The organism is Agrococcus sp. UYP33, assembly GCF_054060915.1.
Genome location: NZ_JBSSDR010000001.1, coordinates 1,157,246 through 1,182,986, shown reverse-complemented (window position 1 = coordinate 1,182,986; position 25,741 = coordinate 1,157,246). Strand labels below are relative to the sequence as shown.

At 73.9% G+C, this 25,741-nt stretch carries 24 protein-coding genes and 1 pseudogene; 11 read left to right on the top strand and 14 right to left on the bottom strand.

The genetic code is table 11. The annotated features are described in order from the left end of the window. Positions 1-235: 235 nt before the first annotated feature. Complete coding sequence (locus tag ACVWW9_RS05820) at positions 236-1,138, top strand: phosphodiesterase (RefSeq protein ID WP_354257240.1); 903 nt, start codon at positions 236-238, stop codon at positions 1,136-1,138. A gap of 22 nt (positions 1,139-1,160) precedes the next feature. Here ACVWW9_RS05820 and ACVWW9_RS05815 read toward each other — a convergent pair whose 3' ends face one another. Both ACVWW9_RS05815 and ACVWW9_RS05810 read right to left on the bottom strand, forming a co-directional pair. Then, on the bottom strand, positions 1,161-2,000 hold the full coding sequence (locus ACVWW9_RS05815) for a hypothetical protein (RefSeq protein ID WP_354257243.1): 840 nt from the start codon (positions 1,998-2,000) through the stop codon (positions 1,161-1,163). Positions 2,001-2,037: 37 nt separating this feature from the next. Next, positions 2,038-2,499 carry an SRPBCC family protein gene (locus tag ACVWW9_RS05810; protein WP_456514748.1) on the bottom strand — a complete coding sequence of 154 codons (462 nt, stop codon included), beginning with the start codon at positions 2,497-2,499 and terminating at the stop codon, positions 2,038-2,040. A gap of 51 nt (positions 2,500-2,550) precedes the next feature. Between ACVWW9_RS05810 and ACVWW9_RS05805 the strand changes: the two genes are divergently transcribed. Beyond that, the gene (locus ACVWW9_RS05805) at positions 2,551-3,012 is read left to right on the top strand and encodes a VOC family protein (RefSeq protein WP_456514747.1); all 462 of its coding nucleotides are present in this window, start codon (positions 2,551-2,553) and stop codon (positions 3,010-3,012) included. 85 nt (positions 3,013-3,097) lie between these two features. Here ACVWW9_RS05805 and rocD read toward each other — a convergent pair whose 3' ends face one another. Together rocD and ddaH are read right to left on the bottom strand one after the other, a co-directional pair. Next, complete coding sequence (rocD, locus tag ACVWW9_RS05800) at positions 3,098-4,333, bottom strand: ornithine--oxo-acid transaminase (protein WP_456514746.1); 1,236 nt, start codon at positions 4,331-4,333, stop codon at positions 3,098-3,100. Next, positions 4,330-5,184: a dimethylargininase gene (gene ddaH, locus ACVWW9_RS05795; protein WP_456514745.1), complete on the bottom strand. Its 855-nt coding sequence runs from the start codon at positions 5,182-5,184 to the stop codon at positions 4,330-4,332. The genes rocD and ddaH overlap by 4 nt, the downstream gene beginning before the upstream one ends. Before the next feature lie 91 nt (positions 5,185-5,275). Between ddaH and ACVWW9_RS05790 the strand changes: the two genes are divergently transcribed. Beyond that, positions 5,276-5,713, top strand: coding sequence for an Lrp/AsnC family transcriptional regulator (locus tag ACVWW9_RS05790; RefSeq protein ID WP_123696755.1), 438 nt, complete (start codon positions 5,276-5,278; stop codon positions 5,711-5,713). 27 nt (positions 5,714-5,740) lie between these two features. Further along, a complete protein-coding gene (locus ACVWW9_RS05785) occupies positions 5,741-6,154 on the top strand; it encodes an NUDIX hydrolase (protein ID WP_456514744.1) in 414 nt (137 codons plus the stop codon). A gap of 214 nt (positions 6,155-6,368) precedes the next feature. Here ACVWW9_RS05785 and ACVWW9_RS05780 read toward each other — a convergent pair whose 3' ends face one another. The 3 genes from ACVWW9_RS05780 to ACVWW9_RS05770 all read right to left on the bottom strand — a co-directional run bounded on the left by ACVWW9_RS05780 (position 6,369) and on the right by ACVWW9_RS05770 (position 8,988). Then, positions 6,369-7,145 (bottom strand): hypothetical protein, encoded by a 777-nt coding sequence (locus ACVWW9_RS05780; protein WP_456514743.1) that lies wholly within the window; start codon positions 7,143-7,145, stop codon positions 6,369-6,371. A gap of 78 nt (positions 7,146-7,223) precedes the next feature. Next, positions 7,224-8,540, bottom strand: a complete 1,317-nt coding sequence (locus ACVWW9_RS05775; RefSeq protein ID WP_456514742.1) for an FAD-dependent monooxygenase — start codon at positions 8,538-8,540, stop codon at positions 7,224-7,226. Positions 8,541-8,598: 58 nt separating this feature from the next. After that, complete coding sequence (locus ACVWW9_RS05770; protein ID WP_456514741.1) at positions 8,599-8,988, bottom strand: pyrophosphatase; 390 nt, start codon at positions 8,986-8,988, stop codon at positions 8,599-8,601. Here ACVWW9_RS05770 and ACVWW9_RS05765 point away from each other — a divergent pair. From ACVWW9_RS05765 to ACVWW9_RS05755, 3 genes are all read left to right on the top strand, one after another. Further along, positions 8,987-9,484 carry a beta-class carbonic anhydrase gene (locus ACVWW9_RS05765; RefSeq protein WP_354257268.1) on the top strand — a complete coding sequence of 166 codons (498 nt, stop codon included), beginning with the start codon at positions 8,987-8,989 and terminating at the stop codon, positions 9,482-9,484. The two genes, ACVWW9_RS05770 and ACVWW9_RS05765, sit on opposite strands and share 2 nt — an antisense overlap. A gap of 104 nt (positions 9,485-9,588) precedes the next feature. After that, on the top strand, positions 9,589-10,755 hold the full coding sequence (locus ACVWW9_RS05760) for a MalY/PatB family protein (RefSeq protein ID WP_456514740.1): 1,167 nt from the start codon (positions 9,589-9,591) through the stop codon (positions 10,753-10,755). A gap of 65 nt (positions 10,756-10,820) precedes the next feature. Next, positions 10,821-11,291, top strand: a complete 471-nt coding sequence (locus tag ACVWW9_RS05755; RefSeq protein ID WP_456514739.1) for a GNAT family N-acetyltransferase — start codon at positions 10,821-10,823, stop codon at positions 11,289-11,291. Positions 11,292-11,298: 7 nt separating this feature from the next. Here ACVWW9_RS05755 and ACVWW9_RS05750 read toward each other — a convergent pair whose 3' ends face one another. Continuing rightward, positions 11,299-12,243: a nucleoside hydrolase gene (locus ACVWW9_RS05750; protein WP_456514738.1), complete on the bottom strand. Its 945-nt coding sequence runs from the start codon at positions 12,241-12,243 to the stop codon at positions 11,299-11,301. A 62-nt stretch (positions 12,244-12,305) separates the two neighbouring features. On the opposite strand from ACVWW9_RS05750, the gene ACVWW9_RS05745 reads away from it, so the two are divergent. Beyond that, entirely contained in the window at positions 12,306-13,001 is a 696-nt protein-coding gene (locus tag ACVWW9_RS05745) for a GNAT family N-acetyltransferase (protein WP_354261530.1), read from the top strand. Positions 13,002-13,019: 18 nt separating this feature from the next. Here ACVWW9_RS05745 and ACVWW9_RS05740 read toward each other — a convergent pair whose 3' ends face one another. Both ACVWW9_RS05740 and ACVWW9_RS05735 read right to left on the bottom strand, forming a co-directional pair. Next, positions 13,020-13,379 (bottom strand): VOC family protein, encoded by a 360-nt coding sequence (locus ACVWW9_RS05740; RefSeq protein WP_456514737.1) that lies wholly within the window; start codon positions 13,377-13,379, stop codon positions 13,020-13,022. 110 nt (positions 13,380-13,489) lie between these two features. Continuing rightward, positions 13,490-14,317: a CPBP family glutamic-type intramembrane protease gene (locus ACVWW9_RS05735; protein WP_456515407.1), complete on the bottom strand. Its 828-nt coding sequence runs from the start codon at positions 14,315-14,317 to the stop codon at positions 13,490-13,492. A 236-nt stretch (positions 14,318-14,553) separates the two neighbouring features. Between ACVWW9_RS05735 and ACVWW9_RS05730 the strand changes: the two genes are divergently transcribed. Together ACVWW9_RS05730 and ACVWW9_RS05725 are read left to right on the top strand one after the other, a co-directional pair. Beyond that, entirely contained in the window at positions 14,554-15,438 is an 885-nt protein-coding gene (locus tag ACVWW9_RS05730) for an ABC transporter ATP-binding protein (protein ID WP_456514736.1), read from the top strand. Then, positions 15,435-16,742, top strand: coding sequence for an FtsX-like permease family protein (locus ACVWW9_RS05725; RefSeq protein ID WP_456514735.1), 1,308 nt, complete (start codon positions 15,435-15,437; stop codon positions 16,740-16,742). Before ACVWW9_RS05730 ends, ACVWW9_RS05725 begins: the two co-directional genes overlap by 4 nt. A 117-nt stretch (positions 16,743-16,859) precedes the next feature. On the opposite strand, the gene fgd is transcribed toward ACVWW9_RS05725, so the two are convergent. Beyond that, positions 16,860-17,849 (bottom strand): glucose-6-phosphate dehydrogenase (coenzyme-F420), encoded by a 990-nt coding sequence (fgd, locus tag ACVWW9_RS05720; RefSeq protein ID WP_354257292.1) that lies wholly within the window; start codon positions 17,847-17,849, stop codon positions 16,860-16,862. Between the two features lie 56 nt (positions 17,850-17,905). Continuing rightward, a complete protein-coding gene (locus ACVWW9_RS05715) occupies positions 17,906-22,462 on the bottom strand; it encodes a proline dehydrogenase family protein (protein WP_456514734.1) in 4,557 nt (1,518 codons plus the stop codon). 94 nt (positions 22,463-22,556) lie between these two features. Between ACVWW9_RS05715 and ACVWW9_RS05710 the strand changes: the two are divergent. After that, positions 22,557-24,143, top strand: a pseudogene (locus tag ACVWW9_RS05710) (phytoene desaturase family protein); the annotation flags it as partial. Positions 24,144-24,179: 36 nt separating this feature from the next. Here ACVWW9_RS05710 and ACVWW9_RS05705 read toward each other — a convergent pair. Together ACVWW9_RS05705 and ACVWW9_RS05700 are read right to left on the bottom strand one after the other, a co-directional pair. Then, complete coding sequence (locus ACVWW9_RS05705; RefSeq protein ID WP_456514733.1) at positions 24,180-24,920, bottom strand: alpha/beta fold hydrolase; 741 nt, start codon at positions 24,918-24,920, stop codon at positions 24,180-24,182. 78 nt (positions 24,921-24,998) lie between these two features. Next, the gene (locus ACVWW9_RS05700) at positions 24,999-25,544 is read right to left on the bottom strand and encodes a thioesterase family protein (protein WP_456514732.1); all 546 of its coding nucleotides are present in this window, start codon (positions 25,542-25,544) and stop codon (positions 24,999-25,001) included. Positions 25,545-25,741 lie beyond the last annotated feature (197 nt).

Here is a 25,741-nt window from a genome sequence, read left to right as displayed (position 1 = left end):
GAACGCGGCAGCGTCAGCGGGATGCGGATCGGGGATGCGGTGCTTCACGTGCTGGGCGGCTCCTGCCTTCTGGGGTGCGCCCGGCCTGTCGGGGCGCTTCCCATGGTACGACCGCCTCTCATCGGCCGTTCACCTGGCGTACACGCCGTGTGCAGACCCGGTTTCCGTGGGTGGACTGGACTAGGTTTCGACCAGCGCTCGATGCAGAGCGCACCCGACGACAGCGGAGGGCACCGTGCAGATCCGATCGGCCGAGCACCCGAGGCCGAACCACTTCCTGCTCCACATCTCTGACACCCACCTCCTCGCCGGCGGCGGCAGCCTCTACGACCGCGTCCCGAGCGAGGTGCACCTGCGCCGCCTCTTCGCCGAGTTCGAGGCGTCCGGTGCCCGGCCCGACGCGATCGTCTTCACCGGTGACCTCGCCGACCGCGGCGAGCCCGACGCCTACCGGCGGCTGCGCGCCATCGTCGAGCCGGTCGCCGACGACCTCGGCGCGCGCGTCGTGTGGGTGATGGGCAACCATGACGAGCGCGGGGCGTTCCGGCGCGAGCTGCTCGACGAGCCCGCCTCCGACGCCCCCGTCGACGCGGTGGTCGACCTCGACGGGCTGCGCATCGTGACGCTCGACTCGACCGTGCCCGGCCGCCACCACGGCGAGGTGAGCCCCGAGCAGCTCGAGTGGCTGCGGGGCGTGCTCGCGACGCCGGCGCCGCACGGCACGATCCTCGCGATGCACCACCCGCCGATGCCGAGCGTGCTCGACCTCGCTGTGAGCGTCGAGCTGCGCGACCAGTCGGCGCTCGCCGCGTCGCTCGTCGGCACCGACGTGCGCGCGATCCTCGCGGGGCACCTGCACTACTCGTCCACGGCGTCGGTGGCCGGCATCCCGGTGTCGGTCGCATCGGCCACCTGCTACACGCAGGACCTCAACGTGCCGGTCGGCGGCACGCGCGGCCGCGACGGCGCGCGCGCGTTCAACCTTGTGCACGTCTACCCGAGCACGGTCGTGCACTCGGTCGTGCCGCTCGGCGAGTTCGCGGCGCTCGACTGGATCGACGCCGACGAGTCGTCCCGGCGGCTCGCGGCGGCCGGAGTCCGGCTCGCGGAGCGGCAGGCGGCGCTCGTCTCGGCCTGAGCCGAGACCGAGGCCGAGGCGCTCAGACCAGCCGCGCCTCGAGGATCACGTCGTCGGTGACGCGCACCTGCACGTCGGCGAGGCGGATGCCCTCCGGCAGCTCGGCTGCGAGGTCGATGCGGCGGCCCTCGTAGCCCTGGACCTTGCCGCGCGTCGCCGCGAGCAGTGCAGCGACGAGCGGGTTGCCGCTCTCGAGCCGGATGTCGCTGAGCGTGACGCCCATGCGGTCGTCGATGCTCGCGCTCGCCGAGCCGTGCACCGACGCGCCCAGCAGCCCCTTGCGCACCTTGCCGTCGACGATGAGCCGCAGGCTGTGCGGGCCGGTCGACTCCACGTCGACGTCGAGCCGCGAGACGGTGACGCCCATGTCGAGCAGCGCCGACTCGGCGAGGCCGAGCACGGCGGCGCCGAGCTGGTGCTTGGGCACCGAGACGATCGCGTGCCCGTGCAGCGGCTGCTCGTCGCTGGGCCTGGCCAGCTCGACCGCGAGCTCGCGGTTGTCGGTCTCGATCCACCGGAACGGCAGGTCGCGCAGCTGCGCGTCGAGCGTCACCTCCGCGCCGGAGACGCGCATCGGCGCAGCCCGGACGGTGAGGTTGCGGAGCACGGCCGACTCGCTCGAGACCGGTGCGCCCTGGGGCTCGAGCCGCGCGCGGTCGCGGTCGACCTCGCCGGCGAGGGTGAAGTCGGTGAGGTCGAGGTGCAGCCGCGCGATGTCGGCGCCGTCGAGCTCCGCGTCGATGACGGAGGTGCAGGCGATGCCCGCGGGCTCCGCCGCGATCACGAGGGTGCGGATGCGCTTCGCCAGCTGCGCGCCGTCGGTCGGCCTGGGGGCGTGCCCGAGGAGGATGCTCTCTGCCACGCCCGCGAGCGTACGCCAGTCTCGCCCGGAAGCGAACTCAGGCTCCCAGCGCTCGCCGCATCCCCGTCTCCGCGGAGCGCATGACGGCGCCGTGCTGCCGCGCGAGGGCGCCGTGCAGCAGCGGGCTCAGCGCGCGCAGGACGCGCTGGCGCACCTGCACCTCCTGCGCGAACCCGACGCGGGTGCCGACGCCCTCGGGCTCGACGCGCCACGCGCACCAGCCCTGGAGGTCGCCGCTGATGGAGGCGCGCAGCTCGTGCGGGAGCGGCTCGCTCCCCTCCGCGTGCGCGTCCTCGGCCAGCGTGATCCGCAGGCGGTAGCCGAGCGGCGCGCGCACCGCCAGGTCGGCCGTGCGCGCCCCCGTCCCCGACGAGCCGCCGGTCACGCGCACCGCCGGCCACCACGCGCCGTAGCCGGCTAGGTCCTCGAGGAGCGCGAGCACGGCCTCCGGGGCCGCGTCGAGCTGCCACGCGTGGTCGAAGCGGTAGTGCGTGCGCATCCGTCCATCATGCCCCTGGCCCCCGTGGGACCCGGGGCGTAGCGTCGCGCCATGAGCCTCGTCGTCCACTTCGAGATCCATGCGAGCGAGCCGCAGCGGCTCATCGACTTCTACGCGCAGCTGCTGGGGTGGCGGTTCGAGCGGTTCGGGCAGTGGCAGTACTGGTCGATCGCGACCGGCGAGGGCTCGATCGGTGCGGGCTCGCCCGGCATGGGGATCGACGGCGGGCTCACGCAGCGCGAGGGTCCGGCACCCGAGGCGGGCGCGCCCGTCAACGGCAGCACGATCGTCGTGGGCGTGGACGACGTCGACGCCTCGTTCGCGCGGGGCATCGAGCTCGGCGGCGCGGCGGCCGTGCACCCTGCGGACCTGCAGGGCGTCGGCCGGGTCGGCTACCTGCGCGATCCGGACGGCAACGTCTTCGGCATGATCTCCGCGGTGCTCGGCGACGGCACGGACGGGCGGCAGCAGGCGGATGCGGTCGACCCGATGCAGGCGACGCCCGAGCCGTAGCGCCGAGCAGCTCCGGGACCCCTCCCACCAGCAAGGACCCGGTGCACCAGGTCCTGTCCGGTCGAAGGGGTCCCCGATGCCTGGGCTAGGCCCCGACCGCCGCCCGGAACTCCCGGACGAGCATGTCGAGGTCGCCCTCCTCGATGACGATGGGCGGCGCGAGGCGCACGGTCTGCCCGTGCGTGTCCTTCGCGAGGATGCCGCGCTCGAGCAGCCGCATGCAGACGTCGCGCGCCGTGCCGACGGCCGGGTCGATGTCGATGCCCGCCCACAGCCCCGCGCCGCGCACGGCGGTGACGCCATGGCCGACCAGCTCGCCGAGCCCTGCCTGCAGCCTGGCGCCCAGCGCGCGGGCGCGTGCCTGCATGTCTCCTTCGGCGAGCATCCGCACGACCTCGAGGCCGACCGCGGCCGCGAGCGGGTTGCCGCCGAAGGTCGAGCCGTGCGAGCCGGGCGTGAGGACGCCGAGCACGTCGGCGTCCGCGACCACGGCCGAGACCGGCACGACGCCGCCGCCGAGCGCCTTGCCCAGCAGGTAGACATCGGGCACGACGCCCTCGTTGTCGCACTGGAAGGTCGCACCGGTGCGCCCGAGGCCCGACTGGATCTCGTCGGCGATGAACAGCACGCGCTCGCGCTCGGTGATCTCGCGCACGCGCTGCAGGTAGCCGGCCGGGGGCACGATGATGCCGGCCTCGCCCTGGATGGGCTCGAGCAGCACGGCGGCCGTGTTGGGCGTGATCGCGGCCTCGAGCGCCTCGGCGTCGCCGAACGGCACCCGCACGAAGCCGGGCGTGAACGGCCCGTAGCCGGTGGTGGCATCCGGGTCGTCGGAGAACGAGACGATCGTGGTCGTGCGGCCGTGGAAGTTGCCCTCCATGACGATGATCTCGGCCTGCCCGGCCGGCACGCCCTTGACCTCGTAGGCCCAGCGGCGAGCCACCTTGATGCCCGACTCGACGGCCTCGGCGCCGGTGTTCATCGGCAGCACCATGTCCTTGCCGGCGAGCTGCGCGAGCGCCTCGACGAACGGGCCGAGCGCGGCGGCGTGGAACGCCCGGCTCGTGAGCGTGACGCGGTCGAGCTGCGCGTGCGCCGCCGCCAGCAGGCGCGGGTTGCCGTGCCCGAAGTTCACCGCGGAGTAGGCGGCGAGGCAGTCGAGGTAGCGGCGGCCGTCGACGTCGGTCACCCACGCGCCGGACGCCTCCACGACCACGACGGGCAGCGGGTGGTAGTTGTGCGCGGCACTCGCCTCGACCTGCGCGATCGCGGCCTGCGTCGCGGTGCTCAGCGCGTCGGCGTGGGTCGTCGTGCCGGTCATCGCCGCAGCTCCAGCGTGCAGCACTTGATGCCGCCGCCGCCGAGCAGCAGCTCGGAGAGGTCGAGGCCGATCGTCTCGTAGCCGCGCTCGGTGAGCTGGCGCTCGAAGTCGGTCGCCCTCCCCGCGATGAGCATCGTGCGGCCGTCGCCGAACGAGTTGAGGCCCAGCACGGAGGCGTCCTCCTCGTTCACGTGCACGGCGTCGGGGTAGCGGCGCTCGAGCTCCGCGCGGCTGGCGTCGTCGAACGCCTTCGGCAGGTAGGCGATGTTCTCGTCGTCGAGGATCGCGATCGCGGTGTCGAGGTGGTAGAACGCCGGGTCGACGAGGCGCAGGCTCACGACCTCGCGGCCGAAGATGCCGCGCAGCTCGTCGTGCGACTCGAGCGAGGTGCGGAAGCCGTGGCCCGCGAGGATCGCGCCGTTCGAGAGCAGGAAGTCGCCCTCGCCCTCGTTGATCTGCTGGGGCTCGTGCACCTCGAAGCCGTGGTCGGCGAACCACGCCATGTAGGCGGGGCCCTCCGGCACGCGCTGCTCGTAGGTGAACTTCGCGCCGTAGGCCTTGCCGTCGAGGGTGAAGCCGCCGTTCGCGGCGTAGACCATGTCGTTGAGGCCCTCGATGGGATCGATCAGCTCGACGTCGTAGCCGAGGCCGCGGTAGGCGTCGTAGAGGGTCTCCCACTGGCGCACGGCGGTCGAGGTGCTCGTGGGGATCTCGGGGTGCATCCATGGGTTGATGCGGTAGCTCACGGTGAAGTGCTCAGGGCGGCACATCAGCACTGTCTTGTGCACGGCGGCGCGGGTAGTCGGGGCTGCGGTCTCGGGGCGCGCGATGATGGTCGTCTCAGGCTGCATGCCTCCATGCTCGCAAGGAATCGACGCACGGGCCCCGGTTTCGACGCCGGTTCTTTGCGAGCCGACCCCCCTTGGTCGTAGATTCGTGCGCATGGATCGCATCGACCACGGCATCATCGACCAGCTGCGGCTCAACGCCCGGGCGGGCTACGCCGACATCGGCGGCGAGGTCGGGCTCTCGGCCTCGGCCGTGAAGCGGCGCATCGACCGACTGGTGGCCGACGGCGTCATCCGCGGATTCACCGTGCAGGTCGACCCGGCGGTCGAGGGGCTCGCGACCGAGGCCTACGTCGAGCTGTTCTGCCGCGGGACGGTCTCGCCGAAGGACCTCAAGCGCATCCTCTCGGGCGTCCCCGAGATCGTCGAGGCGGGGACGGTGACGGGCGAGGCGGACGCGTTCGTGATCATGCGGGCGCGCGACGTGATCGCGCTCGAGGACGCGCTCGAGAAGGTGCGCGCGGCGTCGAGCGTCGACCACACGAGGTCGGCGATCGTGCTGTCGAAGCTCATCACCCGCAACGCCGGATAGCCGCCGGCGCTCGCTACCGTTGCAGGCATGCGCGTCATCACCGTCTCGGCGATCTGCTTCGAGCGCGAGGACGGCGCGGTGCTGACGGTGCGCAAGCGCGGCACGAGCGCGTGGATGCTGCCGGGCGGCAAGCCGGAGGCGGGCGAGGGCGCCGCGGCGTGCGCGGTGCGCGAGGTGCTCGAGGAGCTCGGCGTCGCGATCGCGCTCGACCGGATCGAGCCGATGGGCGTCTTCGAGACGCGCGCCGCCAACGAGGCGGGCTTCGCGCTGCGCGCGAGCGTCTTCCGCACCCGCGACGCCATCGCACCGGAGCCGCTCGCCGAGATCGAGGCGGTGCGCTGGATCGACCCGGCGGTCGGGATCGACGACGAGGCCGAGGCGCCGCTCAACCGCGAGCTCGTGTTCCCGCTGCTGCTCGCGGAGCGCGCTCGGCAGCGCTGAGACGAGAAGGGGGCCCGACCATCGCGGTCGGGCCCCTCTTGCATCAGCGGGCGGCAGCGTCACGGCTGCCGCGCAGAACCTCGCTCCATGGTCGAGGGTCCCGCTCGTATTCCCTTGTCTGGCCCGATTTCCCCTTCGCCTCTCGGCGTCGGGGCCCCAGCCGGGCCGTTCGACCACGGTACCCACGCCACCTGAGAGTCCGCCATGGGGAGAACTACCCATCGCCGGACGCCGACGTGCGACGCCCGTCCGCGTCGTGCAGGAAGCTGGGCGGCCCCTGCGTGGGACGCCGGGGCCGATAGCGGCGCCACGCGTCGCGGAAGCCGAGGTAGCCCCGGCGCATGGACACCGCGCACCAGGCGAGGCCGGCGGCGACGCCGACCGCGACCGCCCACGGGACGGAGCCGGTCGCCGTGACGACGAGCGCGGCAGCGAGCAGCCCGTCGACGCATGCGTTCACCACCACGATGAGCACCATCGAGCTGCCGAAGAGGTGACTGGATGCGCTGCGGCGAGCGATGAACGAGTAGGTCTGATCCATGCCCGCCTGATCATCGGTGACGGCGGCGAGGAAGTAGGTCGCCGCGCGCGGGTCGAGGTCGACGTAGCCCCCGCGCAGGCGGTTCATCGCGACGACGTACATCATGTCCTCCTGCGCGACGTTGATCACCCGCAGCTGCGTCATGAAGCCGATCAGGGCGAGGAACGCCAGGATCGCGAGCATGGCCGGCGAGAACCAGTCGGCGTAGCCCGACGCCTGGCCGAGCAGCCCCAGCGTGACGAGCCCCGCCGAGACGAGCGTCAGGAAGATCGTGATGCGCGTGAGCACCTCGCTCTGCGCGGTGCCGCGAGCGGCGAGCAGCCCCCAGTGCTCGGTCGCCAGGATCTGGGCGCGCCGCGCGAGCGCGGCGTCGCTCTCGGCGCCCACCGCGGTCGGGGCGTCAGCGCCCGACGCGTCCGGCGCCGGAGGCACGGCCAGGTCGTCGGCCATGGCTCATTGTGCGGCCGGGCGCACATCGCGCGCCAGGGGCATCCTGCAGCGCGCCGATGCGGCAGCGCCGCAGCCGCCTCAGTCGATGTGCCGCGGCGAGCGCCAGCCCAGCATCCAGTCGCCTGCGAGCTCGGCCAGCATCGTCGGCATGAGGTTGAACGCGCCGTTGCGCGCGGCGACGAGCACCGGGTTGCGCGCCTGCACCGTGGTGCGCGCGAGGCGGTGCGAGAGCTGCTGGATCCGCTGCGTGCGGCCGACCCGCTCGCGGTCGTACTGCCGGAGCGCCTCGTCGCGGGAGTGATCCTCGAGCAGGATGCCGAGGGTCGCGGCGTCCTCGAACGTCAGGTTGCCGCCCTGGCCGAGCGTCGGCAGCATCGCGTGCGCCGCGTCGCCGAGCAGCACCACGCCGGGGCGGTGGAAGCTGCGCAGCGGCGTCGCGAGCGACCACAGGTCGCGGCGCACGATCCCGGCCTGCGGCGTCGCGGCGATGTGATCGCGCACCTCCGGCGCCCAGGTGTCGAAGCGGGCGCGGGCGGCCTCGAGCTCGTCGCGCGAGGAGCGGCCCATGCGCGCGTGCGCCATGCCCCACCAGTAGACGCGGCCGCCGTCGATCGGCTCCATGCCGAACTCGGCGCCGCGCCCCAGGTACTGCCGCACGCCCGACGGCGAGTCGGCCTCCGCCTGCACGACGCCGTACCAGCAGGTCGCGCCGGAGTAGTCGGTGCGCGCCTTCGGCCAGAGCGCCTTCCGCACCGCGGAGTCGATGCCGTCGGCGCCGACGACGAGGTCGGCCTCGATCGACTCGAAGCGGGCGGCCTCGACCGCGCGCACCTGCGCGCGGCTCGCGCGGCCCTCCGCGCGGCGGTCGATGGGGTCGTCGCCGGGCTCGAGCGCCCGGTGGAGGCGGCGGCCGAGCTTCGTGCCGCGCGCCCGGTCGCGGCGGCGCTGGCGCTCGTCGCGGGCGTCGGCGGAGTCCGGGTCGGCGGCGCCGTGCTCGATCGTGACGCTCGGGCGGCCGCTCGCGCCGTCGGTCACGCCGACCACGCGCATGCCGGTCTCGATCTCGCGGCCGTCGCGGAGCGCATCCAGCAGGGTCGAGCGGTGGATCGCGTGGATGGCGCTCGAGTCCAGCTGGAAGCCGCGATGCAGCGGTGAGCCCTGGTCGGTGAAGATGCCCTCCGGCAGCGCCCGGACGGCGCGCTCGCGCACGGCGTCGCCGACACCGAGGGCGTCGAGCGCCGCGAGGCCGTTCTCGGTGATGCTGATGCCGGCGCCGACGCTGCGCACGTCGGGCGCCGCCTCGAGCACCCGCACCTGCCAGCCGGCGGCCTCCAGGCCACGGGCGGCGGCGAGGCCGCCGAGTCCTGCACCGACGATGATGGCGGTCTGCGTCATGCCCTGAGGCTAACGGGGCACGCTGGACGGCGGCACGACGAGATGCGCGGGCTGCGGCTCAGTCCCGCTCCGGGGCGTCCGCCTCGCCGGCCCGCTGCGACACCCGGCGGTCCCAGACCAGCCACTTCTCGTCGATCGCCTGCTCGATGTCGACACCCGTCGCCTCCGCGAGCGCGAGCAGCATGCCCACCGCATCCGCGAGCTCGAGCGCGAAGCGGCGGTCGATCTCCTCCGGGCTGTGCCCCTTGTCGCGCTGCCGGCCGGTCTTCGCGAGCCACGCCTGCACGACCTCGCCGACCTCCTCCTGCAGCTTGAGCACGAGCCAGTCGGCGTCGCGCTCGAAGCCGTAGACGTCGGCGTACCGGCGCGAGATCGCGTCGATCTGGCGGGCGAGCGCTCGGAGCTCCATGCGGCCCATGCTCGCACGCGCGGTAGATTCGATGATCATGGAACACGCCTTCGACGACCTGCTCGCGAGCAACCGCGACTTCGCCGCCTCCTTCGACCTGCAGGGCTTCGACGGTGTCGCGAAGTCCGGCGTCGCGATGGTGACCTGCATGGACTCGCGCATCGACCCGCTCGGCATGATCGGGCTCGTGCCCGGCGACGCGAAGATCCTGCGCAACCCCGGCGGCCGCGCCACCGAGCGCACGCTCGTCGCGCTCGTGCTGGGCGTCAACCTGCTGGGCGTCGACCGCGTGCTGCTCGTGCAGCACACGCGCTGCGCGATGGCCTCGAAGTCGGAGCGCGAGCTGCTCGTCGACATCTCGCAGGCCGCCGGCACCGACGCCTCGTGGCTCGACCTCGGCGCGATCGAGCACCAGCGGCTCTCGATCATCGAGGACGTGCACCGAGTGCGCTCGCACCCGCTCATCGGCGACCGGGCGCGCGTCGGCGGCTTCCTCTACGACGTCGACTCGGGCCTCCTCGAGCAGGTCGCCTGACCGCTCGACGGAGCAGCCGGCGCCGCGAGGGGATAGTGCCCTCGCACGACCGATCGCTCCGTCGGGATCTCGCCGGGCGGGATCCGCGGCGGCAGGATGGGGGCATGGATCCCTTCCTGCAGGTGCCCCTCGCCGACCTCCGCGATCGCACGAGCATCAAGTGGCGGTTCTTCGAGCCCGACGTCCTGCCGCTGTGGGTCGCCGAGATGGACGTGCTGCCCGCCGAGCCGATCACCGAGGCCGTGCATGCGGCGATGCTCCGCGGCGACACCGGCTACCCGCACGGCACCGGCTACGCGGAGGCCTTCGGCCGGTTCGCGGCTGACCGCTGGGGCGCCGCCGTCGACGTCGGCCGCACCGCGCTCGTCAGCGACGTGATGATGGGCGCGTTCGAGCTCATCCGCATGCTCACCCCGCCAGGCGGCGCCGTGATCGTCACGAGCCCGGTCTACCCGCCGTTCCACGCCTACTCGGCGCACGCCGAGCGGCAGGTGGTCGAGGCGCCGCTCGGGCCCGACCTGCGGCTCGACCTCGCAGCGATCGAGGAGGCGTGCGCGCGAGTCGGCGCCGCCGGTGCGGTCGTGCTGCTGTGCAACCCGCACAATCCCACCGGCACCGTGCACACGCGCGCGGAGCTCGAGTCGCTCGCCGAGATCACCGCCCGCCACGGCGTGCGGGTGATCGCCGACGAGGTGCACGCGCCGCTGCTCTTCGACGCGACCTTCACGCCCTACTGGACCGTCGACCCGCGCGGCTTCTCGCTCACGAGCGCGTCGAAGGCGTGGAACCTCGCGGGGCTCCGCACCGCGCTCATCGTCGGCGGCGCCGAGACGGCCGACGACCTCGCCGGCATCGCTGAGGTCGTGAGCCACGGCCCCTCGCACATCGCCTCGATCGCCCACGTCGCGGCCTTCGACGACGGCCGCGCGTGGCTCGACGACGTGCTCCTCGCACTCCGCGAGCACCGCGCGCTGCTCGCGCGGCTGCTCGCCGAGCACGCCCCCGCCATCCGCTGGCGACCCGGCGAGGCGACGTTCCTCGCGTGGCTCGACTGCAGCGGCACGCGCGTCGCCGACCGCGGCGCGCACGCCGACGCCGGCTACATCGGGCTGTCCACGGGCCCCGCGAAGGCGTTCCTCGAGCAGGCGCGCGTGGGCCTCAGCGCGGGCGAGGCGTTCGGCACCGGCGGCGAGAACCACGTGCGCCTCAACCTCGGCACGCGACCCGAGGTGATCGAGGAGGCGGTCCGGCGGATGGGCCAGGTCGCCTGATCCGCGCGGCGCCGCGGCCGGGCCGGGCCGTCGAGCTCGTGGGCGCCGCCCTCTAGCGTCGGGGCATGACGATCCGACTGCGGCCGCTGCGCGACGACGACCTCGACGCGCTCTTCCGCTGGGAGCGCGACCCCGACGCCGTCGCGATGGCCGCGTTCACGCGCGAGGACCCGAGCGACCGGGCGGCATTCGACGCCCACTACCGGCGCGTGCGCGCCGATCCCGCGAACCACCTGCTCGTCATCGAGCAGGACGGGCGGCTCGTCGGCGCCATCTCGACCTTCACGATCGAGCAGGAGCGCGAAGTCAGCTACTGGATCGACCCCGACCGCTGGGGCCGAGGCATCGCCTCGGCGGCGCTGGCGCTCCTGCTCGAGCAGGAGCCGGAGCGGCCGCTCTTCGCCCGCGCCGCCGCGCACAACCCCGGCTCCGCCGCCGTGCTGCTGCGCAACGGGTTCGCGCTCGTCGGCTCGGAGACGTCGTGGGCCGCCGGCGTCGGCACGGAGGTCGTCGAGCACGTGTACCGGCTCGGCTGAGCCCGCCTCAGGCGCCGGCGAGCAGGTCGACCATGCGGTCCTCGAAGCCCGGCTCGACCTCCATGACGACGCGATGGCGAGCGCCCTCGCGGTCGGGCCAGGTGCCCCACTCCCCCTCGAGCCGCGCGACGGTGCGCCCGCGCGTGGGGCCGTCGCTGCAGTCGACCTCCACGTCGACGATCGGCGACAGCGTCGTGCGCACGAGACCCGTCGCCACCGCGAGCGCGAGCGCGTCGTGGTTGCCGGACGCGCGCTCGCCCGTGTAGCCCTCGTAGTAGCCGAGGTAGAAGTCGAGGATGTCCGACGAGAAGCGCCCGACCGCGCCTCCGGCCGCGAGCCGCGCGCGATGCTCGTCGGTGATGAGCGACGTCATCGTCACGTCGAGGCCCACCATCGTCAGCTCCCACGACGCGTCGAAGACCGCCTGCGCCGCCTCGGGGTCGTGCCAGACGTTTGCCTCCGCGGTGTCGCTCACGTTGCCGGCCGCGAGCGCCGCACCGCCCATGATCGTCACGTGCCGGATGCGCTCGGGCAGGGTCGGATCGGCGTCGAGCGCGGCCGCGAGGTTCGTGAGCGGTCCGACCGCCACGATCTCGAGGGCGCCGGCGTGCTCGTGGCTCAGCCGCAGCATGAGCTCGACCGCGCCCTCGGCCGCGAGCCGCGGCTCGTGGGCCGTGTCGGCGTGCCCGCCCAGCCCGTCGTCGCCGTGGACCTGGGGCGAGAAGACGGCGACCCGGCCGTTGCGGGGGCCCGCGGCGCCCACCGCGATCGGCACATCCCCGTGCCCGGCGAGGCGCAGCACCTCGGAGGTGTTGCGCGCGCCCTGGTCGACGTCGACGTTGCCCCACACGACGGTGCAGCCGACGAGCTCGATCTCGTTCGAGAGCGCGGCGGTGAAGAGGGCGAGGGCGTCGTCGATCCCGGTGTCGACGTCGAGCAGCACGGTGGTCACGCGTCGAGCCTAGGCGGGCGCCTCTGGCGGCGGTGCTCCGGGAGGACGACACTGGGGCCGTGATGCGCCTGCCGGATCTGCCGCAGCGCGACCGCATGCAGCTGCGCGCCGCGTGGGCGGACGCGGTCGGCGTGCCCGTCACCGCCTTCGACGGCGAGGGCGTCACGTGGGTGGAGCGCGACGACCTCGACTCGGTCGTCGTCATCGAGCTCGGCGCCGCGATGGTCGTCGCGGCGCCCAGGCGCGCGCTCATCGCGCTCGAGACCCACCACCGGGTGACGCTGCGGGATGCCGCCGCGGTCGCGGCGCTGCTGCCGGGCTCGCGGGCGCTCGGCTCCGCGCACCTGCTCTTCACCGGCACCCGGCCCGCGGCGCCCTCGCACGGCGTCGTGCCGGGCGAGGATCGCGACCTCGCGCTCGTGCGCGAGGCGGTCGACGGCGACGAGTGGGCGGAGGCGGGCGTCGAGCCGATGGAGCAGCACTGGGCGGTGCGCGAGGGCCGGGAGCCCGTTGCGGTCGCCGGCTTCCAGCGCTGGCACACCACCATCGCGCACCTCGGCGTCGCGACGGCGGCACGGCGGCGTGGCCGCGGCTACGCGTCGGCCGCGGCGACCGGCGCGGTGTGCGCGGCGATCGACGCTGGGCTCGTGGCACAGTGGCGCTGCCGCACCGGCAACGCCGCGTCGCTGCGGGTCGCCGACCGGCTCGGGTTCACCCGCGTCGGCGCGCAGGCGGCCGTCGCGCTCGCGGCGCGCTAGCGACCGACGCGCGGCGCGTCAGCTGGTGCAGAGGCAGAACGGGTGCCCGGCAGGGTCGAGGAAGACGCGGAACGTCTCGCCCGGCTGGTGCTCGTGCTTCGTCGCCCCGAGCTCGAGCACCGCCGCCTCGCCCTCGTCGAGGTCGTCGACGACCACGTCGAGGTGCATCTGCTGCGGGTGCTCCTGGCCGGGCCAGTCGGGCGCCGCGTACTGCTCGACCTGCTGGAAGCAGAGCATCTGGCCGTAGTCGGCCTTGATCTCGACCCAGTCGTCGTCGGAGCTCGACACCGGCCAATCGAGCAGCGCGCTGTAGAACCGCGCGAGCGCGGCGGCGTCGGGGCAGTCGATGACGAGCGTGGGGAAGCGTGCGATGGCCATGGCGGCGAGGCTACGGGAGGCCGCCGACATCCGGAACACCGGATCCTCGACGTCGCCGGTGGCGACGCATCCGCGATGCGGCACGAGCCGCCACCCGCGACGTCGAGCGATCAGAAGCCGTGGACCAACGGGAAGATGGGCAGCGCCTCCTGGTGGTGCGCATGCACGATCACGAGGAACACCACCGCGTCGAACAGCAGGTGCACCGTCACGACGTAGAAGAGGTTCTTCGTCCACGAGAAGATCGCGCCCTGCACGAGCGCGAACGGGATCGTCAGCAGCGGCCCCCACGACTGGTAGCCGAGCTCCCACAGGAACGAGACGAAGATCGCCGCCTGCAGCAGGTTCGCGAGCCACGGCTGGAAGTGGCGCAGCAGCAGCGTGTAGACGGTGCAGATGAAGAAGAGCTCGTCCCACAGCCCGACCGCGTTCACGCCCATGAACAGCCGCCCGATCATGTCCCACTCCGCGACCGGCGGCCAGTTGCGGTAGACGCCGGAGGTGAGGAAGTAGAACGGCAGGATCAGGTAGGCGGCGAAGACGACCACGACGAGGTACGTCCACATCCGCCGCGACCAGCGCCCGCCCTTCCAGGGGAAGCGCACCGCGTGGTCGCGGTAGACCCAGCGCGAGATCGCGTAGGGGATGAGCACGGCGCCGCCGAGCGCGATCGTGAACCGCAGGATGCCGGCGTTCGAGATGTCGGCGTGCAGCGAGATCATGCTGATCCAGGCGAGCGCGATCGCGATGATCGCGAGGTCCTGCCCGAGCTTCGACGAGCGGCCGGCGCGGTCGGTGAGCACGCCGCCGACGACGCCCAGGATGAGCGGCAGGTAGCCCCAGTCGGTCATCACCCAGAACTGCAGCACGGCGCCGAGCGAGATGAGCGCGGCGGGGATGATGGCGACGGGGTGCGTCGCGGTGCCCTCTGCCGCGATCCGCGAGGAGCCCGGCGTGCGCCCGCCACCGGTGCGGCCATCGCCGGTGCGGCCGCCATCGGCGCGGCTCCTCGGCGCGAGGCGGCCGGATGCCGGCGTGTTCGGGGCGGCGGTCGTCACGCACCCAGCCTACGGACGAGCGCCTGTCAGCCGAGCGGATGATCCTGCATCCACCGCTCGATGCAAAGGCGTCGGGATCGCTCGGATCCGCGGCCTGCCGATGCTCGGATGGAGCCATGCAGACCAACAGACTCGATGCCCAGCGGCTCACCCACACCTACGGCGAAGGCAACAGCGCAGCGCCGGCGCTCGCCGACGTCTCGCTCACGATCGGCGCGGACGGCCCGGAGGCCGTCGCCATCATGGGCCCGAGCGGCTCGGGCAAGTCGACCCTCCTCCACGTGCTCGCTGGCATCGTCGCGCCCGCCGACGGCCGCATCGTCTGGCGCGGACGCGACCTCGCGACGATGCGCGACAGCGAGCGCACGCGGCTGCGCCGCAGCGACTTCGGCTTCGTCTTCCAGTCGGGCCAGCTGCTGCCGGAGCTGCCGGCCATCGAGAACGTCGCACTGCCGCTCATGCTCGGCGGCGGCTCGCGGTCGGCCGCAGAGGCGCAGGCGGGCACGCTGCTGCACCGGCTCGGCCTCGGCGGCATGCTCGCGCGCCGACCCGGCGAGCTCTCGGGCGGCCAGGCGCAGCGCGTCGCGATCGCGCGGGCGCTCGTCGGGCAGCCCGGCATCGTCTTCGCCGACGAGCCGACCGGCGCGCTCGACCGGTCGACGGGCGATGCGGTGATGAGCCTGCTCATCGGCGCGACCCTCGGCCATGGCGCCTCGCTCGTCGTCGTCACCCACGACCCGGAGGTCGCGGCGATGTGCTCGCGCGTCGTCCGCCTGCAGGACGGCCGCATCGTCAGCGACGAGCGCGGCGCCGGCGACGGATGGCCGCAGGCGACCCCCGGTGGCGTGGAGCGGCCGGCCGCGACCACGCCGCTCGGCATGGGAGCCCCTGCCGCGCAGGCGGCGCTGCCGCAGCACCCCTCCTACGGCGCAGCGCGCGCCGAGCAGCGCGTCGAGAACCCGATGACCGCCCAGCAGGGCTGGATCGAGGCGTCGCGATGACCACCCTCCGACTGTGGGCGCGCCTCGCCCGCGCGACGGGCCCGCGCGCCACCGACGTGCTGAGCGCGATCGCCTTCGCGTTCGCGACCGCGGCGCTGCTCGCCGTGCTCGGCGGCGTCAACGCCTTCCGGATGCGGCTCGAGAGCGGCGCCGTCGACCGCTTCGACGGCGAGTTCGTGCTGACCCTCGCCTTCGTGGCCGCCGCGCTGCTGCTGCCCGCGGTGTGGACGCTCGCCCAGGCCGCCGTGCGGCTCGCGATCGCACGACGCGACGACCGGCTCGCGGCGCTGCGGCTTGCCGGCGCGACGCGCGGCCAGGTGAGCGCGATGGCCGTGCTCGACGCGCTCGCGCAGGCGGTCGTCGGCGTCGCGATCGGCGCGGTGCTCGCGCTCGCCGTCACGCCGCTCATCGCCCGGATCGAGTTCCAGGGCATGCCGTTCACGATCGCCGAGCTGCTGCCGCCCGCCTGGGTGTGGCTCGCGGCCGCCGGCGCCGTGCTCGCGGTCGCCCTCGGCGCGGCGCTCGCGTCGCTGCGACGCGTCCACGTCACCCCGCTCGGCGTCGCGCAGCGCGTGCGCGGCAAGCGGCTCTCGCTCTGGCGCATCCTCGTCTTCGTCGCCGCGGCGGCCGCCTACGTCGCCATCGTCGTCTATGACGTCGTCGACCTCGGCATCGCGTTCTCGATCGCGCTCATCGCCGTCTTCGTGCTCGCGTACACGGTCCTCGGCCCGCTCATCATCCAGGGCGTGGCCTGGCTCGTGGCGAAGGGCGCGCGCCGTCCGGCGACGCTGCTCGCCGCGCGCCGCGTGCTCGACGACCCGCGCGGCGCCTTCAACATCGTCGGCGCGATGGCGATCGCGGTGCTGGCCGGCGGCTTCGCCTCGCTCGCGCCCGCGACCGCCGGCGGTGCGGACCAGATGAGCACCGACATGGCGACGGGCGCGGCGCTCACCATCGCGATCGCCGGCGTGCTCGGCGCGGTCCTCGCCGGCATCGCCCAGTCGGCGAAGGTGCTCGACCAGCGCCGAGAGCACCGGGCGATGCACCGCATGGGCGTCGAGCTGCCGGTGATGCGCGCGGCGATCGTGCGGCAGGTGGCGCTGCCGCTGCTCGTGGCGGTCGGCGGCGCCGCCGCGGCGGCGCTGCTGCTGATCCTGCCCACCTTCCTCTGGTGGATCCAGACCCCCGGCTCGATCATCATGTGGGCGCTCATGGCCGTTGGCGCCGTCGGCCTGACGCTCGCGGCGACCGCGTGCGCGCTGCCGCTCGTGCGCCGCGTCGCGACCGAGCTCGCGGCGGCGTAGCCGGCCGGCGCATCCGCAGCCCGAGGCTGCGCCCCGCCGCCACGACTCGACCCGCTCGCGCCGACCCGACCTGCTGCAGCTGGTCCGGTCGGCGTGGGCGGGTCGAGTCGCGGAGGGTCAGCGCGGGAGGAGCGGGAGCACGTCCTCGGAGAAGTGCTCCAGGAAGCGGCGCTGGTCGTCGCCGGGGCCGTGGAACACGAGGTGGGTGAAGCCGAGCTCCGCGTAGTGGGCGATCTCGGCCGCCACGGCCGATGCATCCGAGCCGACGATCCAGCGCTTCGCCACCTGCTCGATCGGCAGCTCGTCGGCGAGCCGCTGCATCTCGAGCGGGTCGTGCACGCTGTGCTTCTGCTCCTGCGTGAGCGAGAGCGCTGCCCAGAAGCGGGTGCTGTGCAGCGCCGCGTCGGGGTCGCGGTCGTACGAGACCTTGATCTCGATCATCCGGTCGACGTCGGCGGAGTCGCGGCCCTCCTTCTCGAGCCCCTCCTCGAGGTTCGCGACGATCGTGTCGCGGTAGTACTCGTCGCCCTTGCCCGAGGTGCAGATGTGGCCGTCGGCGAAGCGCGCCGCGTAGCGGGTGGTGGCGGGTCCGCCGCCCGCCACGTAGATGGGGATGGGGGCGTCGGGCCGGTCGTAGATCGTCGCACCGCTCGTCGCGTAGTAGTCGCCCTCGAAGTCGACGCGCTCCTCGGTCCAGAGCCGGCGCATGAGCCGCACCGACTCCCGCAGCCGCGCGAACCGCTCCTTGAGCTCTGGGAACTCGACGCCGATCGCCTGCTCGTTGAGCGACTCCCCCGTGCCGACGCCGAGGATGAGGCGGCCGGGGTGCACCTGGCCGAGGGTCGCGAACTGCTGCGCGACGACCGCCGGGTGGTAGCGGAGGGTCGGCGTCAGCACCGAGGTGCCGAGCACGATGCGCTCGGTGCGCTCGAGCGCCATGCCGAGCCAGGCGACGGCGTTCGGGGCGTGCCCGCCGTCGTGCCGCCACGGCTGGAGGTGGTCCGAGATGAACGCGCTCTCGAGCCCGACCTGCTCGGCGAGCTGCACGAGCTCGAGCAGCTCGGCCGGGGAGAACTGCTCGGCGCTGGCCTTGTATCCGTACCGCATGGAGCCAGTCAAGCACTCGCGGCCGGACGAACGGCTACCGCTGGTCCAGCAGCGGGCTAGACCGTGAGCGCCAGCATCTGCTCGTCCGGGTTGCCGAAGCGGTGCGCCGTGATCGACACCGCCTGCTCCCGCAGGAACGGCAGCAGCTCGATGCGGCCCTCGGTCGTCACCGGCCCGTCGTAGACCGCGACGCGCACGTTGCCCGCGAGCACCTCGCGCAGCTGCGGGTCGGTCCCCACGACGCGGATGCGCCGCACCGGCTCCGACACGCGCGTCAGCCCGAGCGCGTCCTCGGTGTGCACCGGCTCGAGCGCCTCGCCCGAGCGGATGCGCTCGTGGAATGCCGCGTCGGACTCCTCGACGATCTCCTCGATCCGCACGTGCGGGATCGGCAGGCGCGACAGCTTCACGACGCCGCTCGGCACCTCGAGCGCCGACGAGATGCGCACGACCGCACGGGTGCGCGCGGCGGCTGCCAGCAGCCGCACGAGATCGACCATCGCGCCGTCCTCCGCCACGCGGATGAGCAGCTCGGCCGGCCGGTAGCGGAGCACGTTGCGCTCGACGCCGAGCGCCGAGATGTCCTTCGACACCCCGAACTCCTCCTCCCACCAGCGCTCGTCGCTGTTCGCGCCGGCGCGCACGCGGTCGAACTCGATGAAGTCGAGCTGGGGGGTCGCGGCCTCGATGACCGCCGCCACGCGCTTGTGCAGGCCGTGCAGGCGCACCGACTTCCTCGGCTCGGCGTGCACCGGCTCCCAGTCGACGAGCGTCGCGAGGTAGTTCGGTCCGCCGGCCTTCGCGCCAGGGCCGACCTGCGAGAGCTTCCAGCCCCCGAACGGCTGCCGGCGCACGATGGCGCCCGTGATGCCGCGGTTGACGTACAGGTTGCCCGCCTGCACCTCGTCGAGCCAGTGCGCCACCTCGTCGGGGTCGAGCGAGTGGATGCCGGCCGTGAGGCCGAACTCCGTGGCGTTCTGCGCCTCGATCGCCTCGTCGAGGGTCTCGACCTCGATGAGCGACAGGTGCGGGCCGAAGAACTCGGTCACGTGCGACATCGTGCCCGGCAGCACGGCGTCGCGGATGCCGGGCGACCAGAGCCTGCCCGACGCATCCAGCTGCCGCGGCTCGAGCAGCCACTCCTCGCCGTCCTCGAGCGTCGTCAGCGCGCGCAGCAGGTCGCCCTGCGCGGGCTCGATGAGCGGACCGACGTGGGTGCGCGCGTCGAGCGGGGAGCCGACGCGCAGCGAGCGCGCGGCGTCGATGAGCTGCCTGCGGAAGCGCTCGCTGTCGCCCGCCGTGCCGACGAGGATCGCGACGGACGCTGCGGAGCACTTCTGGCCGGCGTGCAGGAAGGCGCTGCGGACGATGTCGGCTGCCGCGAGCTCGAGGTCGGCCGAGGGCGTCACGACGATGGCGTTCTTGCCGCTCGTCTCGGCGAGCAGCGGCAGGTCGCTGCGCCACGAGGTGAAACGCGCCGCCGTGTCGGACGAGCCGGTGAGGATGAGCCTGCCGACGGCCGGGTGCGCGACGAGCCGCTCCGACAACTCGCCCTCCTCCATGTCGCACAGCACGAGCACGTCGCGGGGCACGCCCGCCTCCCAGAGCGCCTCGGCCAGCACGGCCGCCGAGCGGCGGGCCTGCGGCGCGGGCTTCAGGATCACGGCGGACCCGGTCGCGAGCGCCGCGGTCACGCCGCCGCAGGCGATGGCGACCGGGAAGTTCCACGGCGGGGTGACGACGGTGAGCGCCACGGGCCGAGGCGTCGCGTCCTCCACCTGCTCGAGCAGGATCGCCTGCTCGGCGTAGTAGCGCGCGAAGTCGATCGCCTCCGACACCTCGGGGTCGGCCTCGCCGATCGTCTTGCCCGTCTCGGCGATCATCACCTCGACGAGCCGCCCGCGGTAGACGCCGAGCGCCTCGGCCGCGTCCCGCAGCACCGCGGCCCGGCGCTCGGCGCCGAGCGCCGCCCAGCCCGCCGCCGACTGCGCTGCCCGGTCGATGCGGCGCTCGAGCGTCGGCCAGTCCTCGATGCGGTTCATGCCGAGGGTGCGGATGCCGAGCTGCGACTCTGCGGCCCGTGCGACCACCTGCCGCCCCCACGCCCGGTTCGACGCGAGCGACGGGTCGGTGTCGGGCTCGTTCTCGAACCCGAGGGGATGCGTCACCGAGACCGCGAGGTCGCCCAGCCGGTCCTGCGTGCGGTTCGGGCGCGGCTCCCCCGCGACGTCCTCGCGCTCGAGCAGCGCGATCGAGGCGAGGAAGCGGTCGCGCTCGCGCTGCAGCACGGCGGGGTCGGCGAGGTCGAACATGCTCGACATGAAGTTCTCGCCCGAGGCGTTCTCCTCCAGCCGCCGGACGAGGTAGGCGACGGCCGCGTCGAACTGGTCGGGTCGCACGACGGGCGTGTAGAGGACGATGCCCGGGAAGACCTCGCGCACGGCCTCGCGGTGCTCGGCGGCCATGCCCAGCAGCATCTCGGCGTCGACGCGCTGGTGCGTGCCGTGGTGGCGGGCGAGCTCGGCGGCGTACGCGAGGTCGAACAGGTTGTGGCTCGCGACGCCGAGCCGCACCGCGAAGGCGTTCTCGGGCAGCAGCGCCTCGCGCAGCACGCGCTTGTAGTTCGCGTCCGTCGACGCCTTCGACGGCGCCACCGCGAGCGGCCAGCCGTGGAGCGCGGCGTCGACGCGCTCCATCGCGAGGTTCGCGCCCTTGACGAGCCGCACCTTGATGCCCGCGCCCCCGTCGGCGCGGCGCTGCTTCGCGAAGGCGGCGAGGCGGCGGTAGGCCGCGAGGGCATCCGGCAGGTACGCCTGCAGCACGATGCCGGCGTCCAGCTTCGCGAGCTCCGGCCGGGTGAGGAGGCGCTCGAAGACCGCGATCGTCAGGTCGAGGTCGCGGTACTCCTCCATGTCGAGGTTGATGAACTTCTGTGGGCTCGCCTCGGCAGCGGCGCGGTAGAGCGGCAGCAGCCGCTCGACGACCTCGTCGACGGTCTCGTCGAACGCCCACGCCTGCAGCTGCGGCACCATCGCCGACACCTTCACCGAGACGTAGTCGACGTCGTCGCGCCGCAGCAGCGCCATGGTGCCCTCGAGTCGGCTCGCCGCCTCCTCCTCGCCGAGCACGGCCTCCCCGAGCAGGTTGATGTTGAGCCGCGTGCCGTCCTCGCGCAGCTTGGCGAGCGGCCGCGCGAGCCGGTTCGGCGAGGCGTCGATCACGAGGTGGGAGACCATGTCGCGCATCGCGCGCTTCACGATCGGGATGATCAAGCGGGGCGTGACGATGCCGAACCCGCCGCCGACCGTGACGCCGAGCTTGAGGTACCAGTCGAGGAACCCGGGGATGTCGCGGCTGAGCGCCTCGAAGTTGCGGGCGCTGACCCTCGGATCCTCGGGCCGCACGACCTTGTCGACGAAGCCGATGGCGAAGTCGAGGCCTGCCGGATCCTTGAGCAGCCCGGCGAGCCGCTCCGCCGCCTTGTCGGGCTTCGCGGTGCTGGGCCGCGCGGCCCAGCCGCGCACGCGCTCGACCGCAGCGAGCGCGAAGGGGTCCGCGGACTCCGGCTCGGTCAGCGCGACGGGCTCCGGCGTCGAGGCGGGTGCCGCGGCGAGCGGATTCGGGATAGGCGGGGGCGCGACGGGTGCCGCCTGCGGCGAGGGCATGGGGATCGCGCGCGCGGGCTCCGGCTCGGGCTCGGGCTCCGGCTCGGGCTCCGGCTCGGGCTCGGGCTCCGGCTCGGGCTCCGGCTCCGGCTCCGGCTCGGGCTCGGGCTCCGGCTCCGGCTCGGGCTCCGGCTCCGGCTCGGGCTCCGGCTCGGGCTCCGGCTCCGGCTCGGGCTCCGGCTCGGGCTCCGGCTCCGGCTCGGGCTCCGGCTCGGGCTCCGGTTCGGGCTCCGGCTGCGGCTGCGGCTGCGGCTGCGGCTCGGGCGCCGACTGCGGTTCCAGCTCCGGCTCCGGCCGCGCTTCGGGCTCCGGCGGCGACGCCGACGCCGGCGGCGCGGCGGGCTCGGCCTGCACCTCGAGCTCCGGCTCGAGCTCGCGCTCGGCACGCTCCGCGGCGGCGCGCGCAGCGACCCTGGCGGCGAGCCCGCCGATGCGCGGCTGATCCGAGGCCGGCAGCACGGGGAGCATGGGCGAGACGGCGTGCCGGGCGCGAGCGGCGGCATCCCTGGCATCCGACGTCGGCGCGTCGGTCGGCCGCGCGTCGGTCGGCCGCGCGTCGGTCGGCCGCGCGTCGCTCGGCGCGGCGACGGCGCGCAGCTCCTCCGCCAGCTCGACGGCGTCCATCTGCTGGGTGGGCACGTCGGCGCCCTCGCGCGACAGCGACCACCCGCCGGCCGGCAGCGCCTCGCCGACGTGGGCGGTCGGGGACAGCTCCACCTGGGCGAGGGGATTCGCCGCGGCCGCGAACGTCGCGTCATCGACCTCGAAGGCCGGCAGCGAGTCGCCCGGCCGCAGCGCCACGAACGGATCGTCCGCGCGCTGCTCGTCGACGACCTCGACGAGCTCCTCAGGCACGAGCGCCGGTCCGTCGGTGCGGTGCTCGGCGTCGGCATGGGCGATCGCCTCGGCGATCAGCGCGTCGAAGTCGTCCCTGCGCTGCTCACTCATGCCGCATATCGTATGCGTGCGGACTCTCGAGGCCGACGGACGCCGCACGTGCGCGCGCTCGCGGCGCGGTGCATCCGCCGACCTACGAGGAGGCACCATGCCGCGCGTCGCCATCATCGGTGGAGGCCACAACGGGCTCACCGCAGCCGCCTACCTCGCCCGCGCGGGGGTCGAGGTGACCGTGCTCGAGCGGCTGCCGCACGTCGGCGGCGCGGCCGTCTCCGCGCAGGCGTTCGACGGGCTCGACGCGCGGCTGTCGCGCCACTCCTACCTGGTGAGCCTGCTGCCCGAGCGGATCATCCGCGACCTGGGGCTCGACGTGCGGCTCGCGCGGCGCCGCTACTCCTCCTACACGCCGGAGCCCGGCACCGATCGCGGGCTGCTCATCGACGCCGGCGACGCGGCCGCGACCCGTGCCTCGTTCGCGGCGATCGGCGCTGCCGACGACGCCGACCGCTTCGCGGCGTTCTACGACCGCACGACCCGCCTCGCGAGCGCGCTCTTCCCGACGCTGACCGACCCGCTCCCCACCCGGGCGGCGGCGCGCGAGGCGGCGGGCGCCGCATCCGCGTGGTCGGAGGTGGTCGACGCGCCGATCGCCGATGCCATCGAGCGCGCCGTCGGCCACGACCTCGTGCGCGGCGTGATCGCGACGGATGCGCTCATCGGTACCTTCGCCGCGCTCGACGACCCGGGGCTCGAGCAGAACCGCTGCCTGCTGTACCACGTGATCGGCGGCGGCACCGGCGACTGGGACGTGCCCATCGGCGGCATGGGCCAGGTCTCCGGCGAGCTCGAGATCGCCGCACGGCAGGCGGGCGCGACCGTGCTCACGGGCGTCACGGTGACCCGCGTGACGCCGGACGGCGAGGTCACGTGGAGCGAGCACATCGGCGGCCTCGCGAACGACTCCGAGGGGCTGCCGACCGGCACCGAGCTCACCGCGCAGTTCGACCTCGTGCTCTCGGCCGTCGCGCCGCACGTGCTCGGGCAGCTGCTCGGGGACGAGGCCGATGCCGCGCCGCGCCCCGAGGGCGCGCAGGTCAAGGTCAACATGCTGCTGTCGCGGCTCCCCCGGCTGCGCGACGGCGTCGCGCCGGAGGCGGCGTTCGGCGGCACCTTCCACATCAACGAGGGCTACGCGCAGATCGGCCGGGCGTACGCCGAGGCGGCCGCCGGCCGCATCCCCGACCCGCTGCCGTGCGAGATCTACTGCCACTCGCTCACCGACCCGTCGATCCTCGGGGAGGACCTCCGCGCATCCGGGGCGCAAACCCTCACCGTCTTCGGCCTGCACGTGCCCGATCGCCTGCTGACGCGGGAGACGAACGACCGGATGCGCGACGAGCTCGAGCGCGCCGTGGTCGCGTCGCTCGACTCGGTGCTCGCCGAGCCGATCCGGCCGCTGCTGCTCGAGGGCGCCGGCGGGCCGGCGATCGAGACGAAGACGACGCTCGACATCGAGGACGCGCTCGCGATGCCCGGCGGCAACATCTTCCACGGGCCGCTCTCGTGGCCGTGGCTCGAGCAGGAGGCGACGTCGATCGCAGAGGCGTGGGGCGTCGAGACGCGGCATCCCCGGATCCTCATGGCCGGCTCGGGCGCTCGTCGCGGCGGCGCGGTGTCGGGCATCGGCGGGCACAACGCGGCGCACGCGGCGCTGGAGCTGCTCCGCCCGTAGCCGCCGAGCGCGCTGGCGCTCCGACGCGGATGGCGCTCAGCGCGGTGGGAGCAGGTCGCCGATCGCCGCGAGCACCCGGTCGGGTGCTTCCAGGTGCATGTCATGGCCGACGCCGTCGATGCGGCGGATCTCCCAGCCCTGCTGCTCGAGCCTCGTCGCCAGCGCGTCCGGCAGGACCGCGGGCGACTCGTCCGAGAGCACGATCGTCGACGGCACGAGGGGCGGCGCGACCGGGACCGGGTGGAACGCGACGTCGCGGAAGACGCCGATCGCCATGCTCCTGTCGAAGCGCTTCGAGGCGTCGGCGAGCAGCTGCGCCGCCTCGGGCGCGAGCGCCGCTCGGGGCGTCGCCGATCGCCGTGACCGCAACAGCTGCGCGACGCCGAGCGACACCACCGGCACCGCCCAGAACAGGCGCCCGGCGATGCCGGTCGTCGGCAGGGCCAAGCCGAACCCCGGGTCGAGGTACACCGCGCGCTGCGGCGCGAGTCGCTCGACCGCCCGCAGCACGACGGGACCGCCGAGGGAGTGGCCGACGAGCGCTGAGAGCCCGTGCGGCAGCGCCTCCGCCACGTCGTCGGCCAGGTCGTCGAGCGAGTACGAGTCCGCCCGTGGGCTGGCGCCGTGACCGCGGAGGTCGACCGTCGTGACGGTGACATCGCCCCGCGCGAGCATCCGCTCGACGAGCGGCCTCCACGTCGCGCCGTCGGCGCCGAGGCCGTGCACGAGCCCGACGTGATGGGGACCGGATCCGGTCGTCGTCGAGGCCAGGCGCATGCTCGATGGTACGCAGATCGCGCCTCGAGATCCGCCAGGGCGGCACGTCACCTCCGCAGCACCGCGCCGTGCGCCGACTCAGCGCGGCGTGCGCCCCGCCCAGTCGGAGCGATGGGTCGCGCGGCTCGGCGGCAGCGCGTTGAGCCGCGCCCACTCGGCGACGCGCTCGTCGAGCTCGGGCAGCTGCACGTCGATGCCCGCCGCCTCGAGCACCTCGACGACGCGGGCGATCTTCGCCGTGCCGACGCCCTTCTCGATGAAGCGGCCCTGCACGACGCCGCGCGCGTGCAGCTCGCCGTCGACGACGAAGCGCTGCTGCAGGTAGATGGCGCGCTCGTCGCCGCCGAGCACCGCGGTCTCGATGTCGAACCGCTGCCACAGGTCGAGGCTGCGGCGGTAGACCATCGACGACTGGCCGACGACGGCGTAGATGCCCGCCTTCGCGAGCGCCTCCGACATGCCGGTGCGGTTCGTCATGTCGACGCGCGCGAGGTCCATGTAGGACGGGTAGCGGCCGTTGTTCATGTGCCCGAGCAGGTCGATGTCGGTCGGCAGCACCCGGAACGAGGTCCTCGCGACGTCGTCGATGCCGAGCGCCGGCTTGCCCTTGCTCTTCACCGTCATGGCCATGAGCCACTGCAACCACATGTTCACGAGGAGCCATCCTGCCGGAGCCGCGCCCCGCATCCGCACGCCTTGGTCCTCTCGCACAACGCACGCCCGAACGCCGATCCGCCTGGCTGGCGGAGTCCGCGCACCTCGGCGGGCGCGCGGCCGCGGCGCGGGGCTTGCGTCGTGCGGACAGCCGGTGTCGTCGAACG